General features: G+C 57.9%; 9 protein-coding genes and 3 pseudogenes. 8 read left to right on the forward strand and 4 right to left on the reverse strand.

What is annotated here, in order from left to right; genetic code table 11:
- Positions 1–63 precede the first annotated feature (63 nt).
- Positions 64–830 (forward strand): IS5 family transposase gene (locus tag CAY53_RS01970; protein ID WP_245874843.1). Its coding sequence is split into 2 segments (ribosomal slippage): positions 64–397 and positions 397–830, totalling 768 coding nucleotides; the frame shifts between segments, so codons are not numbered across the junction.
- 14 nt (positions 831–844) lie between these two features.
- On the opposite strand, the pseudogene CAY53_RS13340 reads toward CAY53_RS01970, so the two are convergent.
- Both CAY53_RS13340 and CAY53_RS01985 read right to left on the reverse strand, forming a co-directional pair.
- Positions 845–1770, reverse strand: a pseudogene (locus tag CAY53_RS13340) (IS4 family transposase); the annotation flags it as partial.
- 267 nt (positions 1771–2037) lie between these two features.
- Positions 2038–3206, reverse strand: a protein-coding gene (locus tag CAY53_RS01985; protein ID WP_104935711.1) for an IS3 family transposase whose coding sequence is annotated in 2 segments (ribosomal slippage) — positions 2038–2933 and positions 2933–3206 — 1170 coding nt in all. Because the reading frame shifts where the segments join, the coding sequence is not laid out codon by codon here.
- A gap of 182 nt (positions 3207–3388) precedes the next feature.
- Between CAY53_RS01985 and CAY53_RS01990 the strand changes: the two genes are divergently transcribed.
- From CAY53_RS01990 to CAY53_RS14040, 6 genes and pseudogenes are all read left to right on the forward strand, one after another.
- Positions 3389–3808 carry a hypothetical protein gene (locus CAY53_RS01990; protein WP_104935712.1) on the forward strand — a complete coding sequence of 140 codons (420 nt, stop codon included), beginning with the start codon at positions 3389–3391 and terminating at the stop codon, positions 3806–3808.
- Between the two features lie 120 nt (positions 3809–3928).
- Entirely contained in the window at positions 3929–8950 is a 5022-nt protein-coding gene (locus tag CAY53_RS01995) for a sacsin N-terminal ATP-binding-like domain-containing protein (protein ID WP_104935713.1), read from the forward strand.
- Positions 8951–9014: 64 nt separating this feature from the next.
- Entirely contained in the window at positions 9015–9584 is a 570-nt protein-coding gene (locus tag CAY53_RS02000) for a hypothetical protein (protein ID WP_181040364.1), read from the forward strand.
- The gene (locus CAY53_RS02005) at positions 9482–11680 is read left to right on the forward strand and encodes a hypothetical protein (protein WP_181040365.1); all 2199 of its coding nucleotides are present in this window, start codon (positions 9482–9484) and stop codon (positions 11678–11680) included. Before CAY53_RS02000 ends, CAY53_RS02005 begins: the two co-directional genes overlap by 103 nt.
- Before the next feature lie 9 nt (positions 11681–11689).
- Positions 11690–14365, forward strand: coding sequence for a DEAD/DEAH box helicase (locus CAY53_RS02010; protein ID WP_104935716.1), 2676 nt, complete (start codon positions 11690–11692; stop codon positions 14363–14365).
- Between the two features lie 29 nt (positions 14366–14394).
- A pseudogene (locus tag CAY53_RS14040) lies at positions 14395–14580 on the forward strand (hypothetical protein); the annotation flags it as partial.
- Between the two features lie 247 nt (positions 14581–14827).
- Here CAY53_RS14040 and CAY53_RS02015 read toward each other — a convergent pair.
- Positions 14828–15391: pseudogene (locus CAY53_RS02015) on the reverse strand (DUF4113 domain-containing protein).
- Between the two features lie 398 nt (positions 15392–15789).
- Between CAY53_RS02015 and CAY53_RS02020 the strand changes: the two are divergent.
- On the forward strand, positions 15790–16536 hold the full coding sequence (locus tag CAY53_RS02020; RefSeq protein ID WP_104935717.1) for a 16S rRNA (uracil(1498)-N(3))-methyltransferase: 747 nt from the start codon (positions 15790–15792) through the stop codon (positions 16534–16536).
- On the opposite strand, the gene murJ is transcribed toward CAY53_RS02020, so the two are convergent.
- On the reverse strand, positions 16509–18122 hold the full coding sequence (gene murJ, locus CAY53_RS02025; protein ID WP_104935718.1) for a murein biosynthesis integral membrane protein MurJ: 1614 nt from the start codon (positions 18120–18122) through the stop codon (positions 16509–16511). The two genes, CAY53_RS02020 and murJ, sit on opposite strands and share 28 nt — an antisense overlap.
- Between the last annotated feature and the right edge of the window lie 37 nt (positions 18123–18159).

Below are 18159 nucleotides of genomic sequence, written 5' to 3' on the forward strand. Positions count from 1 at the left end.
GTTCAGGCCTCATTAATTGCCAAAAAGCAGAAAATCTGGTTAGTTGTGCTCAGGGAGGACGCCATGAGCCAACTGTTCTACCTTTCTGCCGAGCAACTCGAACGTATCAAGCCCTTCTTTCCACGTTCACATGGTATTCCGCGGGTCGATGACCGGAAGGTCATCAGCGGCATCATTTATGTCATCAAACATGGCTTGCAGTGGAAGGACGCGCCGCGCGAGTATGGCCCTTATAAAACGCTCTACAATCGTTTTTTGCGTTGGAGCCAGATGGGCATCTTCAACAACATTTTTACCGAATTGGCAAAAACAGCGGGACAGGATGGCCAGGTGATGATCGATGCGACCCACCTCAAGGCGCATCGTACCGCCGCCAGTTTGCTCAAAAAAGGGCTCTTTCCCGCTGCATCGGCCGCACAAAGGGCGGGCTGAACTCCAAACTCCATGCCCTTTGCGACGCTCACGGCAGGCCCCTGGCCATGACGCTCACGGCAGGCCAGGTAAGCGACTACAAAGGAGCCGCCCTGCTTATGGATGCCATAGATGCTTTGCCTGAGGCCAGGGCGCTGCTGGCGGACCGTGGTTATGACGCCGACTGGTTCCGTGATGCCCTGCGTACCAGAGGCATTACGCCCTGCATCCCGCCCAGAAGGAGCCGAAAGAGACCCTGCTCGTACGATCAAAATCTGTATAAACAGCGGCATAAGATCGAGATCATGTTTGGCAGGATCAAGGACTGGCGGAGAATAGCCATGCGTTATGACCGCTGCGCACATACCTTCTTTTCAGCTCTGTGCCTCGCGGCTTCCGTCATATTCTATCTCGATTAATGAGGCCTGAGCCTAGTGCCCACGAAGCTCTTCACTTTCAGGTGTTGCTTGATCCACTTGAAAAAGAGTTCCACCTGCCACCGCTCCTTGTACAGCGCCGCCACTGTGGTAGCCGGAATCCCAGGCGCATTGGGCAGAAACTCGTATTCCTCGCCTGTAGACCCATCCAGAAAGCGCACCTTGCACAACGTGCCTTTCACGCCTTTGAGCTGGATTTTCCTGTCTTCCAGTACGCCAGGACTTTTGCGCCCCCGGCGTTTCGCGCCAGGATGAATCACTGCCCCGTGCTTCAGCCGCGTCACGAAACGAACGCCTTCTTCCGTCAGTTCCTGGTACCACTGGCAGTCCGTGTAGCCGCGATCAAAGACCACCCATGAGCCTCGGGGCAGACTCAGTTTTCGGGCCATGTTGATCTCATGAACCTTCCCTGTCGTCATGTCCACAAAATCGGGAAGCTAGCCGTCCGCGGAGACACCCACCTGCATTTTCACCGCGTCTTTGCCGGTGCGGCAGCTGGCCCGGGAGAACAGCGACAGCGACAGTTCAATCACCGTGGCGTCAAGCAGATAGACCTTGCCTCCGTCCTTGAAGTGGAACTTTTGCCTGGGTGGAGCGAAGGCCTGACAACGGGCCAAAAGCGCCTGAAACACTTTCTCAAAGAGCTCCGGGGAGTGCCTTCGCTGGCCCGTGCCAGGCTGGAACGGCTGAATGAGTCCAGGCCCAGGTGGTAGAGTTTGTGGAGTTGTGGCGAGAAAGTAGCCATTATGCCGCGCAAGCTGTCGCGCCCGGTGAGTTGCCCTGTCATCATGACCACAAACTGTGTCCAAACGGAAACTGCCCGGCGATGCACTTTGGGCAACACCGCTCGACGGACTTGCTCAAACTCATGTCTCGGAAAAACTCTAAGCACTTGGCTCAAAATCGTGTTACAATGCTCCATGGCTTGGATCTCCTTGGTTTTAATGAACTTTTTGTAAATCCATTATAACACACCAGGGATTCCAAGCCTTCATTTTCTCCAGAAATCATTGATATTTTGCGGGGCAGCAGTGGAGTGCGTTGAAAGAGTTGCTGAAAGAAGCGTTCGGACTGGACAAGAAACAAAGAGAGAGGGCTGCGGAAATTACCCGCCAGCTTCGCGAGGGAGAGAGGTGGTTCCCTTTTTCAGACAGTTTGGCGGCAAGTTTAAGGTGGGCTTGTGTCATAGTTAAGCCACCAAGACAAGTTCCCGCTCTCCGGCATAGCCGGGCAGAGGAAGTTGCCAATATGCCTCATCCGGGGTACGGCTGTCCAGCGAGGAATGAGGACGTTTGCTGTTGTAGTAATCAATCCAATGTTTCAACCCTTGCCTGAGTTCCCTGCCGTCAGCAAAGGCATGCAGATACACGCATTCGTATTTCAGGGAACGCCACAAGCGCTCTATCATCACATTGTCGCGCCAGCTTCCCTTGCCGTCCATGGAAATGCGAACTCCGGCAGCCTGCAGGGTGCCAACGAAGTCATCGCTCGTAAACTGGCTGCCCTGATCCGTATTAAAAATATCTGGCGCGCCATAACGGTCCAGGGCTTCTTCAAGCGCCTCAATACAAAAATCAGCCTCCAGAGTGTTGGACAAACGCCAGGACAAAACCTTGCGGCTGGCCCAGTCCATCACGGCTACCAGGTAAAAAAAGCCGCGCTGCATTGGAATGTAACTGATATCCGCAGTCCATACCTGGCCGGACCGATTGATCTGCAGGCCGCGCAACAGATAGGGAAATACCCTGTGGTGCGGATGCGGTCTGGAAGTGTTGGCCTTCTGGTAGATGGCTCTCAGGCCCATCAATCCCATCAGACGGCGGATTCGTTTACGGCCAACCCGATAGCCTGCACGCCGTAAATGACGCATCATCTGCCGGGCTCCATACCAGGCCGTGTGCAGATATTGTTCGTCGATGAGTCGCATCAGGCGCAGGTTCTCCTCGCTTTCTCCAGTCGGGCGATGGTACCAGCCCGAGCGTGACAGGGCCAGCAAACGGCATTGCCTGGAAATGCTGAGCTGTTCATGGTTTGGATCAACCAGTTTTTTCCTTCTCTCGCAGCTCAGCGACAGCGCTCGAAGGCATTGGCCAAAAAATCACGTTCCACCGTGAGTTGGCCAATTTTGGCATGAAGCTCCTTGATCTGCGCCTCTGAGGTCTTGCTTTTGCGTTCGCTGGCGCCAGCAAAGGCAGCGGCCATATTGTCCATGGCCTGACGCTTCCAGCTGGTGATCAGGTTGGGATGGAGTTCGTAGCGGCTGGCCAGTTCGGCAATGGTCTGCCCGCCACGAATCGCCTCCAGAGCAATCTTAGCCTTGAACTCGGCTGAAAAGCGTCTGCGTCGTGTGGTACTCATGGGTGTCGCTCCTGATTTGGGATGTGCAACCCACCTTAACACTCTGTCCAATTTTCAGGGGCCACCTCTGAGTATTGAATTTCCGAGAGATGCGCGAGGTGGAATTCTGAAATGAGACGCGACGTCGACGCCGCGTCCGCTGCCGCTGCGAGTGGGAAATGTCAACATGCAAGGAGGCAACTATGCACGAGGTTGAAAATGCACGTCCCACGCGGGACTACATTGAGTGCTTTGTGTCCGCCGGAAACCATCTGCAAGGTGTTTTGCGGCAATGCGGCATCGTCTACAGATGGCTCAAAGCGGAGCCACCGCTTGGCCCCTGCCTGGAGCATCTGTCCTTCATTTTGGGCAATCAGGCGTTTTTCGTGCGGCTGTGGGATGTGGACGAGCGCCACGCCTTCCTCGGCACAGACCGGGGGCTTGCCCGCATTGCCGAAGGTTACGCTGGGCACGCTTGCGTCATGCCCATGCGCCGGGTCACCACCGGCCTGACCAACGGCCTTCCGCAGGCGAACGAACACGGCTTCGGCGTCCATGTGACGAACATCAAGAGGGAATGGCGTCCGGCCGCGCCCGGCTGGGGGCTGGTCGCGCTGAAGTGAATACGAGGCAGCTATTGTGCGCGGGAGAAATACACCCCTCGTCCTTTTTATCCCTGTCTCGCAAAATCGCTCCGACAGGTAATATGCATTTCCGCACTTCACCCGCCCAAGGAGAACGCCATGGCCGGATTCAGCCAAGACCCCCTGCAATTCATCCGCCTCATTGCCGATAACCTGCGCGACCGCTACGAAAGCGGCTTTCCGGTGCTCAAGGAAATCATCCAGAACGCGGATGACGCCGGCTCCGAAAATGCATCCTGCGTATCCGTTCAACTGGACTTCGGCCTGTCTCCGGGCATTCGGAACGCCCAACACTCCTTGCTCCAAGGCCCGGCCCTTTACTTCATCAACGATGGCGACTTCACCGAACAGGACAACCGGGCCATTCACTCCTTTGGACTGAACAGCAAGGCGGCGGAAGACGGGTCCATCGGCAAGTTCGGTCTCGGCATGAAGAGCGTGTTCCACTTCTGCGAGGCCTTTTTCTTTCAGGCCAAAGGCAGGGAACCCGACAAGGAGTATGCCGAAATCCTGAACCCCTGGTCATCCGGAAGCGACGATTTCGAGCGGCTGCACGCTGATTGGGACGATTTTTCCGCAGCCGACGCCAAACGGATGCGGGACCATTTGAGCGCTGTTTTGGGCTGGGAAAAACGCGCTACCTGTTTCCTCCTATGGTTGCCCCTGCGGCAAAGGAAGCATTTGCAGCTTCCGAACGGGCAAACTGCGGGCGAAATCATCGCCTCGTTTCCCGGAGACGAGGGGGAGGACAACAAAAAACAGCTCGCCTTCCTCCATGAACCGGACCTGCCTCAGCGCCTGGCCGCGCTCTTCCCGCTTCTGCGGCGCATGACCCGGATTTGTTTTTGGGAAACCCCGGACGCCCCGGAAGCCGCTTTTACCGTCGAACTTGATGAAAGGCCAAACCGGATAAGCAGGAATCTGGAGGATACCCCCGAGGAGAGCTCGCTGCGGGGATTGGTCCGCATCAGTCCTGACGGAAGCGGGAAAGGCACGGCGACGGTCTTTGCCGGCAAGCAGCATCTGGTTGACGACGCCCGGCTTCTTGCTCTGAAGGAAAGCCCGTTCTGGCCGAAAAGCTATACCCGTAACCCGTTGGGGCAAAGCGAACTCGCGCCGGACAAGACCAGGGGGCACTGCGCCGCAGTGTTTTCAGTCGGCTCGTCCGGCAAGTCGGGCGGCGAGTGTGTCGTCAACTGGGCCGTTTTCCTGCCTGTCGGAGACGAGTTGAGCGAGCAACACGAATGCCGTGGCTCCAACAAGACCTTTCGCCTGACCCTACATGGCTACTTCTTTGTGGATGCGGGCCGTGCCGGCATAGAGGGTTTTCCACGCAAGGAGGGTCTGGCCCCGCTGGACGAGCAGCCCGCCGACGAGACGGCCTTGCGCCGCCTGTGGAACAGCCATCTGGCCCGCTTGGGCGTTTTGCCGCTGATTCTGCCCTCCTTGAAAGACTTTGCCGCAGAATGCCTCGGCAAGGAAGGCCCCGCCAAACTGACAGACGAAGATTTGTGGAACTTGAGCCGGGGGCTGGCTGATTCAAAAACCTTTCGACAATACCAGAGCATCATTTGCGCCGAATTCTATTGGGTGCGCCGGTTGACCCGGAAGGCCAGAGGCTGGCAGCGAGTCCGGGCTCGGGGGGCTCTGTTGCGGGTTTTGCCGCCACCGCCCAAGAGCACCCCTGAGCGCCCTTGGGTCACTTTTCCCCACCTTTCCGAATTTGAAAAAAGCGGCGTGGTCTTTGTGGAAAAGGATGCGCCGCACCTTGTCGCAACCCCGCTTCCCCAGTGGAATGTGGCGGATTTGTTGGAGGGGCTGCAAATCGACGCACAAACAGTCTTCGCCGACCGCGTTCTGCTGGAATACCTGACGCAATTCCTTGATATGGATGAGGTTCATCCTTGCACCAAGACCGGAGAAATCCAGGCGCGGTTGCGGGAAATTTTCAGAAGGGCATTTCATGCGCATGGCAGCGCTTTGAGCCGACACCGCGAAAAGGTGCGCACGTTTACGTCTTTCATCCTACCGGAAAACCGCTTTCGGCTCAATGCGTCCGACGAAGTTGTGCAGGCGCTCCAGGATGCGGTGCCTGCCAAGCTGCTGCTGCACCAGGACTTTGATGCTCAAGACAATCCGGGAACCGCCAGATTCACGCCGGACGAAACCCTGTCGTTGCTACGCAAACTGCATGAACTGATTGTCAGGAATGTGGACGCCGATACTTGCCGAGGAATCGCTCGTGATCTGGTGAAGGCCTTACCGGATGATGACAGACGCTCTGTTCTGAATCAGGCCAAGGAATTGAAAATCCTCTCCGGGCACGACTGCCTTCGTGGCAAGCAAGTTGCTCTGTCAATCAGGGAACTGGAGGACTGCCGGAACCAAGGACTGCTTTTCCGCTTTTCTGCAGGAATACAGTTGAGCCAACAATTGAATGTCGCTCCATTATTGCAAGCGCTCATTCAGGAAAGGGTTCTCTTGGTGAACAACGCAACCTTTGGTTTGGCTTTCAATAATAACGACCAAGTTCCCCCATGCGATGCGAGCGCGGCGCTCGCGGCATTGGGTAACGCTCCCTTCGACTTGCAGGGACTGCCTCAACGCAGAGCTTTGCTCCAGGCGACAGCGACCGCCACTCTGCAAAGTCGCGAACAGATGCGCGGTCTCCGTTATCTGCTCCACGGCGAACCACAACACTTTGGCTACCAGGATACCCTTTGGGTTCCTGAAGATGGCGCGGGCGGCGTGTGGGGCAAAATTTGGGCGCATTTGCAAAGGGACGCCTCCAACAGTTGGACGCTGCTTGACAGGCAACTGGTGGGCTTCATCGCGCCGAACAATTGGAATGCCTTGGGCCTCAAGCCGGTCAACATCATCGGTATTCTGGATGAATTGCGGTCGCGAGAGGCGGATACTTTACACGGCATAGCCTTGAGCGTGCCGGAGCGTGAAACCGTATTGCTTGCAGCGGCAGCCGACCAAACCTTGTGGCAGAAATTGCCGCTTCATGAAACCGAGGACGAAAGGCTGGTGAGCATCCGCGATGGACAAGCGTATCTGCGAAGCGATACGCTTCAGTTGCCGGATGGATTGGCTACCGCCATTGACCTCATTGTCCCTTCCGATAACCGCCAAGTTCGGGACTGGCAAGACAAATGGATTGCCCCCATCAATCCGGAAAACATTCTGCGCATTGCCCTGAAGCAACCCGACCCGCACAGATTCTGTTCCCTGATCCTGGATCAACTTGGCGACATAGGCCCAGCGCGGCTTGATGAACTGGTTCGCCAGATTCCGGATTATCTGCTCAAAAAACGTTGGCTGCTGGATGCCGACCGCAATCCGGTCAAGCCCGAGGACGTAATTGACCTGCCCGAAATAGCCGATGAGGTGAACCGATTGGTGGCGGAAGCCAAAGGTGTGTATTCCTCGCCCGAAAACCTGTCGAACGACGTTCGCAGGCATGAGAATTTTGCCCTGCTTCGGAGCCGTACTTTTTCCCAAGATGAGCACGGGTTGGAAAAACTCGCTTTGCTGCTTTCGGACACTCCTGCGTATAGGATCGGCAAAATCAGCCTGCCGGATAACACGCATGAACTTGGCAAAATCGCTCAAGTCGCTCAAAGCCTGCCCGACGCGGCGCGACTGCGGGGGTGGGGCTTGCTGGCGCAGGTCTTGGATCGCTACCCGGATCATTGGAGAACACCCGCCAATGAGTTATGCCGGGAAATCCCTTCAAAAAAAACAAGAAATGTTCTTTATGAACTCCAGAAGAAGCACGAGTCGGCGAACAGGGTATCCGCCAACGCCATAATCGCATGTTTCAATCTCTACCTTGCGACCTTTGCGGCGCAGGCCGGAAAAGCCGGTCTTGAAAATTTGATGCTGCTCAATCGGGAAGGGCAGTGGCGGCAAAGCGCCGAACTCTGCACGGACGCTATAGACGTTGCCGACAGCCACCTGTTGGATGATCGACAGCGGGATATTTTGTACGCCGTCATCGATCACGCCAATCAGCCGCCGCTGGTTGGTATGGATGGGCCCGTCCCTCAAGAACCGGACGATTTGCAAGCACAACTTGACGATTCAAGAAACGTTTTGCGCTCTTTCTTCAGAGACTGGCGTGATCTGGTTCCGGCGGAGGAAATGATCTGCGCCTTTTTGTTGATCTTGGGCAAAAGCATGGAGGAAGTGGCCGACGAATTCAAAGGCAAAGGCTCGCTCGACGGAATACTGAATCAGATTCCCTGGGAAACGCATTACAGGAGGGATGCCGCCGGAAGACAAGAATGGCTGTACGGCATCGACAAGGATGCCGCTTTCAATATGTTCGATTTTCTGGTCTCTGTCACCGACAGGACTGCGAATATTCAAGTGACCTCCATTCTCGGCGACCGGATTTCTGTGCCGCAACAGGCCGATTTCGAGTCGTTGATTGCCGGAGCCCCTTTTTACATTCTTCTGAAAAAGGAGCGATACGCCATCAAGCTCACCCTACGCAAACCGGATCAACAGGCAACCCCGAACGAGCTTTCCGGCTACCTACGCGATGCCGCCGAATACTTGCTGCGGGAGGTGTATAACCAGCAACACGTGAATTTGAGCAGCCTTTGGGCGGAACTGGACAAGTACGATCAGCTGGACATCAACGTGGCGCAAACCCTGATTTTGAAGCATTTGCCGTCGCTTTTTCGTCAGTTGGGGGGAGTACACAGGCATGTTTCTCTTCGGGACGAATTCAAAAAATGGGAAGAGGCGCAACGGAGCGCGGTGGAATTTCGCGAAGATGAGGGAGAGAGGAAGAATTACGAGGCTAAGGAAGCGGAGCATCTTCAAGAGATACAACGGCGTGTGCTTTCGGACGGCACGGTGCAGGAAGCGCTGCTTGCGGCTGTTCGCGCCAAGATGAAGGAATTTCAATACACTCCCGAGCGTATCCCGTTTGAACTGTTCCAGAATGCGGACGACGCAGTGGTGGAATACCTCACCATGCAATGTCACCCCCATCCCCTGCCGGATGACGATGGCGCCTTTCTTGTCGCGTCCAACCGCCGCGTTGTCGTCGCCCAGGCGGACGACACAGTATATTTTCGCGCATTGGGGCCGCTGGATCAATGAGGTTGGGGTTGCCCCATTTCCGGGGCGGGAACGCGGTTTTCACTGCGACCTGGAAAAGATGCTCATGCTTTCCGCCTCCGATAAGGCGGAAGTCGGTAGCGTGACCGGCAAATTCGGCCTCGGCTTCAAAAGCGTTTTTCTGGTGAGCGCCAAGCCCAAATTGGTCAGCGGCCGCCTGGCGGCGGAAATCGTCGGCGGCTTGTGCCCCAAACCACTGGAGGATGCCCAATACTATCGGGACTTGCTCCACAAGCTGACCCTGAAGGGCGAAAAACGGCCCGGAACGCTGATCGCTTTACCCCTTGATGAGCAAAACCCCGACAACCTGACCCGCGACTTTATCCAGCGTGCCGGATTGCTGTGCATCTTTGCCAAGCGGATTCGCCGCATTGATCTTGAAGGAATAGCGGCAAGCGAGGCGCAGTGGCAACCCGACGCCCGTCTCACCGGCGGCGCGAGTCGGCGAAACCACTGCGCAGAGAGGCATTGTCGCGGTGGCAACCCGACGCCCGTCTCACCGGCGGCGCGAGGTTGGAATTTGGAGAAGCCACGCTCAACAGCGACGCGGGCAAGCGGCAGGGGGCGCTGTATTTCCGCTTTCCCGAAGGTAAAGGGGGTGTGCTTTTCGGTATGAGCGCCAAAGGGTTCTGCGCGTTGCCCAAAGATGTGCCTGGGATTTGGGTGGTCGCGCCCACAGAGGATGCGCCCGGGCTCGGTTTGGCTGTCAACGGTTGCTTTGAACTCGACGCCGGACGGAGGCTCCTGGCCGCCAAAAACGATGGCAATGCCGCCCAGGCGGACGAGCTTGGCCGGAGCTTCGCCGATGCCCTGGCAGGGCTGCATGAGGCGAGTTTGGAGGTGGAGAATTGGCCCGATCTGCGGAACTGGCTGGGTCTTGCAGGAGATGTGACCCAATATGATTTCTGGCACTCGTTGTGGAACGTTCTGGCTGGGGCGGTAAAAGGCAAGGAAGGGGCCGGACATGAGGTGGTCAGGCGGATTGTCGCGGGAGCAAATGGCTTCGGAGCCCTGCTCGACCGGGCGGATGCCCTGCCCAACGGTCTATGGGGTGATTTCCAATGTCTGACCAGGCCGGACAGCATCAAAAAGGTGGTGAAGGGCGTCCTGGCGGAGGAAGGCTTTTTCAGGACTATTTGTGGGTGGGGATTCTTCAAGGAGTATCTTGGCGCACCCGATGAAGTGACGTCTGAACGCATCGTCGCGCAAGGAAAACGTCTCGTCTCCAAATTTGGAAGCGCCGATTTTCGATACACTCCGGTCAGGCTTTCCGCTGTGTTGCATGAGTTCGGCAACATAAACCGCCAAATCGAGCCGGAAGCGGCAGCCGACCTCGGCGCTTTGCTCAAAGGGCTTGAGAAAGACGAACGTTTCGCCAACGAACAAGGCGAGATCAAAGGTGAATTGAAGGCATTCCTCTTCAGGGGCGAGGACGGCAATTTCCACGAAAGCGGCGAGTTGCTGATTGCGGACAGCGGGGCATCCGCAAAGAGCGAGGCAAGCAGACTGGCGGCCTTTGCGCCGGATGAAGCGCTTCTCGCTTCGGAATACCAGGATGACGCATTGACCTTTTTCAAAATATGCCGGGGCGGCTTCACTGCTGATATTGACGACATGACCGAATGGTTGCTTGCCGCAGACACGCCCAACAAACAAAGCGCCGCCCTGCGTTATTTGCTTGAAGGCAACCAAGGGGATGAACTTGCGGAACGGGTGCGCAAGGAAAAAAGCGGCAAATGGGTAGAAGGATTGGATTGGAATTCCCAATGCTTCAGCGGATGGGACTTTAAAGACCAAGCGGAAATACTGCTTCGCCGCCTGCCTACTTTGGCCCAATTGCAACGTGGGGTTTCACCGCCACCACCTCCGCCACTTGCACGGACGCAGATCTCACCCAAAGACGCCTTGAAAAGGATTTATGACTGGTGGAAGGCGGAACAAGGGGGCTGGATTCAAGACTACGAACGACGCACCTATCCAGGGTTACGCCCATCTTTCAACTTGGAAGAGGAAGATGTCGGACGATTTGACCGCAGTTCCTGGCTTGCTCTCTTTCTATTGGGGCATTTTCACACGATGGGTCGCCAACGGAATGTCCAACACAGAGCCTTCATCGACGACTGTGTTGAGGAAGGATGGTGGGATATTTTCTCCAAAGCAAACCCGGAAAAGCGCTCTGATGAATGGATGGGAATTTTGGAAACATATATTTCAAATCAAGTGGATTCCAGCCAGTATGAAGTATGGATGAATCATTATGTGAGCATCTACAAACTTTCCCGTCATCTTGACTCTTATCGCGAAGCCTTCTTGAGCATTGATAGCCATGACCACATGCCGAATCTTGACGGCATCTTGAAGACATTGACCAATCCTGTATTTCAGGGAGGCGGCATTGCCGCGCCCCCGATTGACAAAACCCTTGGCTTAGGTGCCTGTTTCGTGGTGCGGGAATTGCGGCGTAAAGGTATTTTGAAAAACGCGCAGGTTGATCCCTTCTGCTACGTGCCGGTCGGCCGCGTCCGGGAATTGTGCTCCAGTTTGGGATGCTCCGGTCTCAATGCGCAAGGCAGCATCAATGACTCAAAAATCATTTACGATTTCCTCGGTGGGCATCTCCGCCAAGACCGGGTCACTTTCGACGGGTGTTACGACATCCCCTTGCAGATTCTGGCTGAAAAAGACGATCAACGCCAACGGATACTGAATTGAGAGCACACCATGAACGAGTTGATCACCGGACAAACCGTCGTCCATGAGCGTTTCGGCAGAGGGCAGGTCGAATTTCCCAGGGGCGAAACCGCCTTTGTGCGGTTCAAGCACGGCATAGAGGAATGCGCCGTCTCCTCCCTTCAGGTACAAACCGGCATCGAAGACCTGATCCGGGCTGGGCGGATCGCGCTGCAACCGGAGGCCATCTGCCGCACGCAGGCCGAGGCCATCCTGTCGGTCAACGATACCTGGGGCGTGTTTTCCAAGTCACGCATCGCCTTGTTACCGCACCAGTTGTGGGTGTGCCATCGGGTGCTGCGCAACTGGCCTACCCAGTTCCTGGTGGCCGATGACGTGGGCCTCGGCAAAACCATCGAGGCCGGACTCATCCTCTGGCCCCTGCTGACGCGGGGGCTGGTCAAACGGCTTTTGATCATCTGCCCGGCATCCCTGGTCGGACAATGGCAATACCGCCTGCGCGAGATGTTCGACATCCGCCTGAACCAGTACCTGCCCCCGGCCGACACCGACAAGTCGGATTTCTGGAACACCAACAATCAGGTCGTCGCCTCCCTGCAAACGCTTCGGGACGATCACAACAAGCGGCATGAACGCCTGCTCGCCGCCGAGCCCTGGGACTTGCTGATTGTGGACGAGGCCCACCACCTCAATGCGGACAAGGATACCGGAGCCACCCTGGGCTATCGCCTGGTGGACAAGTTGTTGAAAAAGAATCTGGTCAAGGCCCGGCTCTTTTTTACCGGCACACCGCACCGGGGCAAGGATTACGGCTTCTTCGCACTGCTGCATCTGCTCCGGCCCGATTTGTTCTCCCCCAAAGCCATGCCGGACGCGCAAATCCCCCATTTGCGGGAAGTGCTGATCCGCAACAACAAGCAGAACGTGACGGACATGGCGGGCAACAAGCTGTTCAAGCCGGTCGTCAACCATCCGGAGACCTATGCGTATTCGGAAGAGGAAGCCGAATTTTACGACCTGCTGACAAACTTCATCGCGGACGGCAGGGCCTATGCCTCCACCCTGTCCGAAAACGAGCAACGGGCAGTCATGCTGGTGTTGATCGCCATGCAGAAACTGGCATCCAGTTCCATCGCCGCCATACGCCGGGCGCTGATCCGACGCTTGGAACGCCTGCGCAAAAAAGAGGACGAGCTGAATCAGGCGAAAGAACGGAAAAAAATGATACAGGAAATGCTGGAGCGCTCCGACGATCCCGCATCATACCTGTCCGATGATCTCCAAAAGTACGAGGAGGAGATTATAGCGCTGTCTTCGGCGCTGAAGCTGGTCAAGGATGAAATACCCGCCCTGGAGAAGCTGATCGAAATGACGGCCGCCATCCGGGAGGAAACCAAGATCAGCGCCATTCTCGACGTGCTGGACGACCGCTATTCGGGGCGAAACGTATTGTTCTTTACCGAGTACAAGGCCACCCAGGCCCTGCTCATGTCGGCCCTGATGTGTAAATTCGGCGCGGATTGCGTCACCTTCATCAATGGCGACGAACGCATCGAGGGTCTTGTCGGGCCGGACGGCCGGGCGCGGGAGATAGCGCTGAAGCGGGAAGACGCTGCGGAACAGTTCAACGCGGGCAAGGTGCGTTTTCTTGTGTCCACGGAGGCGGCCGGTGAAGGCATAGACTTGCAGGAATCCTGCCACACCCTGATTCATGTTGACCTGCCCTGGAACCCCATGCGCCTGCATCAACGGGTGGGCCGCCTGAACCGTTACGGCCAGAAGCACCCCGTCGAGGTCGTCACCCTGCGCAACCCGGCCACTGTGGAATCCCGGATTTGGGACAAGCTCAACACGAAGATTGAAACCATCATGCACGCGCTGGGCAGCGCAATGGACGACCCGGAAGATTTGCTGCAACTGGTTCTGGGCATGACCTCCCCCGGCTTTTTCAACAACCTCTTCGCCGAGGGAACCGCCGTCGCGCCGGAGCGACTGTCCTCCTGGTTCGACAACAAAGCCAAAACCTTCGGCGGCCGTGACGTGATCGAAACGGTGCAAACCCTTCTCGGCAACAGCGCCCGCTTCGACTTGAGCGATCTGAAGCAAATACCGCCCAAGGACTTGAAGGACTTGCAGCCCTTTTTCGAAACCATGCTGTCACTGAACAACCGCCGAATTTTGCGCGAGGAGGACGGCCTTGCCTTCAAGACGCCGGATGCCTGGACAAAGGACGCCCCTGGTGTGCGCTCACGATATGAAGGGCTGGTCTTTTCACGCGATTTGCGGGGCAAGGACGCCGCCCTGCGGATTGTCGGCGTCGGCCACCAGGCGTTTGACAAGGCCATCCGGCAGGCGAGCGAATTCGAGCATCAGCTTTCCCTGCTGCCCGGTCTGGAGCAGCCCCTCGCGGTCTGGGCTGCATTCGACAGAATCACCTCGCAGGAGGGCTACATTCACCAGATGGTCATCGGCATATCCGAAGAACGATTGTTCAAAGACTGGGAAGTGATCGATCTCCTGAACAAGGCCCTGCCCATGAAACCCTTGGAAGCGGCAACGGTCGGACACTGCGACGCGGACCAGTTGCTCCGCTTCCTCGACAAGGCCAGAACGACCCTCCAGACGAAATTGCCCGAAATGAAGCTCCCCTTTGATGTGCCGGAAATCAGGCTTCTCTGCCTGCTTGCGCCAACCGGGTCAACCTGACCCCGCAATCCGGCGACCATGGCGCGGACGTGGCGCTTCTGGACGCGCCCGGCGGGCGCAAAATGGTCACCCAGTGCAAGACTGCCCAAAACGCCTTCGGCGAGGGCAACACGGCCGCCGAAGCGCAGAGCGCGGGCGTGGAATACGGCAAACGCTTCGGCGGAAAGTGCCGGGCCGTGCTGGCCGTCAACCTGCCTTCGGTGCAAGAGAAAGTGCGTGATCGGGCAAAGACCTTGAACGTCGAAATCTGGGACAGGCCCATTCTGGAACGCTTGCTGAACAAACGCCGGACGCTTTACCGCGACCTCGGCGACCTGCTCGCCCAACCCCGGCTGGAGCGGGTTGTAGGAGCGGCTGTAGGTTCGGCACACGCCGATCTTGAGGCTGAAGCGCAAAAAATGTCCGACTGTTGGGAGAACGTGCGGCGACGGACGCGGCTTGATGAACTGATGACTGTGCCGCCTAATCGCACCGCGCCTTCGCCAATTCGCCCCATTCGGTTGTGGCACGTGGCGATGTCCTCTCCTGCCGCATCTTTCACGGCGCATCGCCAATCCCCATCGAGGCCAGTTGCACCGTGTTCCCGCCCATCTTCCGGTTCACGGCGTCGAGCGCGGCCATCAGGGTGTCCCGCCGTTCCTGCTCCTTCGGCGTAACGACGGGAAAGAGCGAGTATTGGTTCCGGCTGCGCCTTGAAGTCAGGTCAAACAACATGACGCCCGCTTTGGCATACGCCGGACCTTCCCTGTAAATCCCCTCCAGAATTTTCAGCGCCGCCTTGTTCATCGTGAAGCTGTCGGAAGTGGCTTGCGGAAAGCTGAACTGACCCGTCGCCTCGTGATACTGACCCGCCGCAAAGGACGAAGTGCGGATGAAGACCATGATGCCGCCCGCCAAAAGCTGTTTCTGCCTTGCCGTCTGCGGCATCGGTGGGCGCGGCGCAAATGACGGCAACTGGTATCGCCAGGCTGTGCGGCGGCAGAGATCCAGCGGGAGATGGTCTCCCACTGATGCGCGTGCCTGCATCCTCTGGATAGTCCAGCAGCAGACGACCCGCAATCTGTTCGGGCGAGCAGGTCGGAGCGGCTCATGCAGCGCTCATGGCGCGGCAATCAGCAGTCCGGGCGCAGGAGCCGGGTTTGGCCGGAGTTGGCACTGCCCTGGTGCAGCTTGCTGGAAATGGTACTGTGGTGGCGGGCCAGGGCAGGCGGCAATTGTTCGGCAATCATGCCCATGTGTGCAAAATACTTCGATGCCGATCCGTTCTTCCAGGGTAAGATGGGCGCGGGACATGCCGGGCTCCTGCCGGCTGCCAGGTGCTTGACGCTGTCAACTCGACCAGAATCCCGTCCTGTCCTTTCATCTTTTCACATCCTGACCGAGCTGCGCATTGGCAATGAGCATCTAGCGGGGAGCAAGGCATTATGAATCTTTTGCTGGTCGAGGCTGAGGAAATCTGCCGGGGCCAGGTGCTGCTGGAGGGGCGCCGGGCTGCGCATGTACGGGCAGTCCTGCAGGCCCGGCCCGGCGACACGCTCAGGGTTGGCGTGGTGGGCGGCTGTCAGGGCAGGGGCAGGGTGCTGGCTGTTGACGAGGCCGCCGTGCGGCTGGAACTGGCACTGGATGGGCCGCCGCCCGCACCACCGCCTCTGGAGCTCATTCTGGCCCTGCCACGGCCGATCATGCTGCAGCGCATCCTCAAGCAGGCCACGGTCATGGGTATGCGGCGTCTTCATCTGGTGAAAAGCCAGAAGGTGGAAAAATCCTATTTCGCAAGTCCGGTGCTGGCCCCGGACAAAGTGCGGAGTCTTCTGCTGGCAGGCATGGAGCAGGCCCGAGACACCTGGCTTCCGGAAGTGCGCATATACCGGCAGTTCAGGCCCTTTGTCGAGGATGTGCTGCCCGGTCTGTCCGGGCCTGGTCTGCTCGCCCATCCGGAGGCGGACAGGACGCTTTCTGAAGTCTTTGTCCTGCCCACAGCCACTGCGCCGCTCAGGCTGGCGATTGGCCCGGAAGGCGGCTGGAGCGACTACGAACTCGGGATGTTCGCGCAAGCCGGCTTTGCCCGTTTTTCCATGGGCAGCCGCATCCTGCACGTGGATACGGCCGTAGTGGCCCTGATGGCGCAGATCGATCTGCTCTGTCAGCTCGGGCGGCGGGCGAAGCGCTGACGGAATTTTTTGGTGATCAATGTGTATTCAGGCAGCCGCAGGAGCTGCAGCAGGCTGCCGTAGCTCAGCACCGCAACCAGCACGATGGCCGCAATGGCCAGGATCTGCTGAAGGAGCATGCCGGCGAGCCATGGGGCCAGGAGCTGCCTCATGCCCCAGGTCACGGCCAGCATGAGCCCAGAGGCGCAGAAGATTTTGCCCAGACCCGTGACCAGATGCCACAGCGGATAGCCGTGCAGCTTGCGGTAGAGCACGACGCTTAGGAATACGAAGTTCAGCATCATGGCGCAGGAGGTCGAAAAGGCGATGCCCCGGTGGCCCATGGTGGCAATCACCAGATTGATGACCGCCAGATTGGCCGCCACTCCCAGAAAACTGCCGATGACCGGGTAGCGGGTGTTGCCGGTGGCGTAAAAGACCGGCACCATGACCTTGTTGGCCGCATAGGCAAAGAGACCCACGCTGTACCAGCAGAGCGCCTGCGCGGTGGCCTGGGTGTCTGTCGCGGTGAAGGCGCCGTGCTCGAAGATCAGCCGGATGATGGGTTCGGCCAGCAGCACCAGTCCGGCCGTGGCCGGCAAGGCCAGCGCCAGCACCAGAACAAGGGAAGAGGTGAAGGTCTGTTTCAGGCTGTTCAGGTCCCTCTCTGCCGCCTCTCTGGCCAAAACCGGCATGATTGCGATGGAGAGCGCCACGCCGAAAACGCCGATCGGCAGTTGTACGAGCCGGAAGGCATAGTTCAGCCAGGACACCGCCCCCTGGCCGCAGGAGGCGGCGAAGTTGGTATTGATGAAGATGTTGAGCTGGGTCGCCGAAAGGCCGATGGTGGCGGGCAGCATCAGGAGCAGTATGCGCCTGAGTCCGCTGTCCCGGGGCGCGAAGACGAAGTGGAAGCGGAAACCGGTTTTGCCGAGGGTCGGCACCTGGATCAGGAGCTGGAGCGCCCCGCCCAACAGCGTAGCCCAGGCCATGCCGACAATGGCAGGCAGGCCGAAGCGCGGCAGCAGCCAGGCGAGTGTCAGGCCGCCCACAATGGAACCCAGATTGAAGAAGCTGGACGACAGCGCGGGCACGAAAAATTTGCCCTTGGTGTTCAGCATGCCCATGACCACGGCGGAGAGCGACACGAAGAGCAGAAAGGGCAGCATGATGCGGGTGAGCGTGGCGGTCAGCTCCGTCTTGCCGGCCACCAACTGGAAATCGGGGGCCAACAGGTGCACGATGGGTTCGGCGCAGAGCAGCGCGATCAGGGTGAGGCCGCTCACAAAGACCGCGAAGAAAACGAGGACATTGCTTGCCAGCCGCCAGGTCTCCTGTTGGCTTTTGTTGGTGTTGTATTCGGAAAAGACGGTGACAAAGGCCGCGGACAGCGCCCCCTCGCCGAAGAGGTCGCGCAAAAGGTTGGGAATGCGGAAGGCAACGACAAAGGCGTCGTAGGCCAGGCCGGCGCCAAAGAGGCCGGCAAAGACCTGCTCCCGAACCAGACCCAGGAGGCGACTGCACATAACGGCAATGCTGACGGCTCCTGCGGAACGGGCGATGGTGGCAGTGGTTTGGGCTGCTTGGGCGGATTCTCGTGGGGCCATGATCTCGCTGTGGGCTTGTTCTTGTTGCGTTGTGAAG

It is taken from the genome of Desulfobulbus oralis (assembly GCF_002952055.1).
Lineage (GTDB): Bacteria > Desulfobacterota > Desulfobulbia > Desulfobulbales > Desulfobulbaceae > Desulfobulbus > Desulfobulbus oralis.

What these genes read in the sequence shown, in the direction of transcription:
- CAY53_RS01995 (WP_104935713.1), top strand. Translation starts at nt 3,929, where the DNA reads ATGGCCGGATTCAGCCAAGACCCCCTGCAATTCATCCGCCTCATTGCC.
- murJ (WP_104935718.1), bottom strand. Translation starts at nt 18,122, where the DNA reads ATGGCCCCACGAGAATCCGCCCAAGCAGCCCAAACCACTGCCACCATC.
- CAY53_RS02010 (WP_104935716.1), top strand. Translation starts at nt 11,690, where the DNA reads ATGAACGAGTTGATCACCGGACAAACCGTCGTCCATGAGCGTTTCGGC.
- CAY53_RS02020 (WP_104935717.1), top strand. Translation starts at nt 15,790, where the DNA reads ATGAATCTTTTGCTGGTCGAGGCTGAGGAAATCTGCCGGGGCCAGGTG.
- CAY53_RS02000 (WP_181040364.1), top strand. Translation starts at nt 9,015, where the DNA reads ATGCTTTCCGCCTCCGATAAGGCGGAAGTCGGTAGCGTGACCGGCAAA.
- CAY53_RS01990 (WP_104935712.1), top strand. Translation starts at nt 3,389, where the DNA reads ATGCACGAGGTTGAAAATGCACGTCCCACGCGGGACTACATTGAGTGC.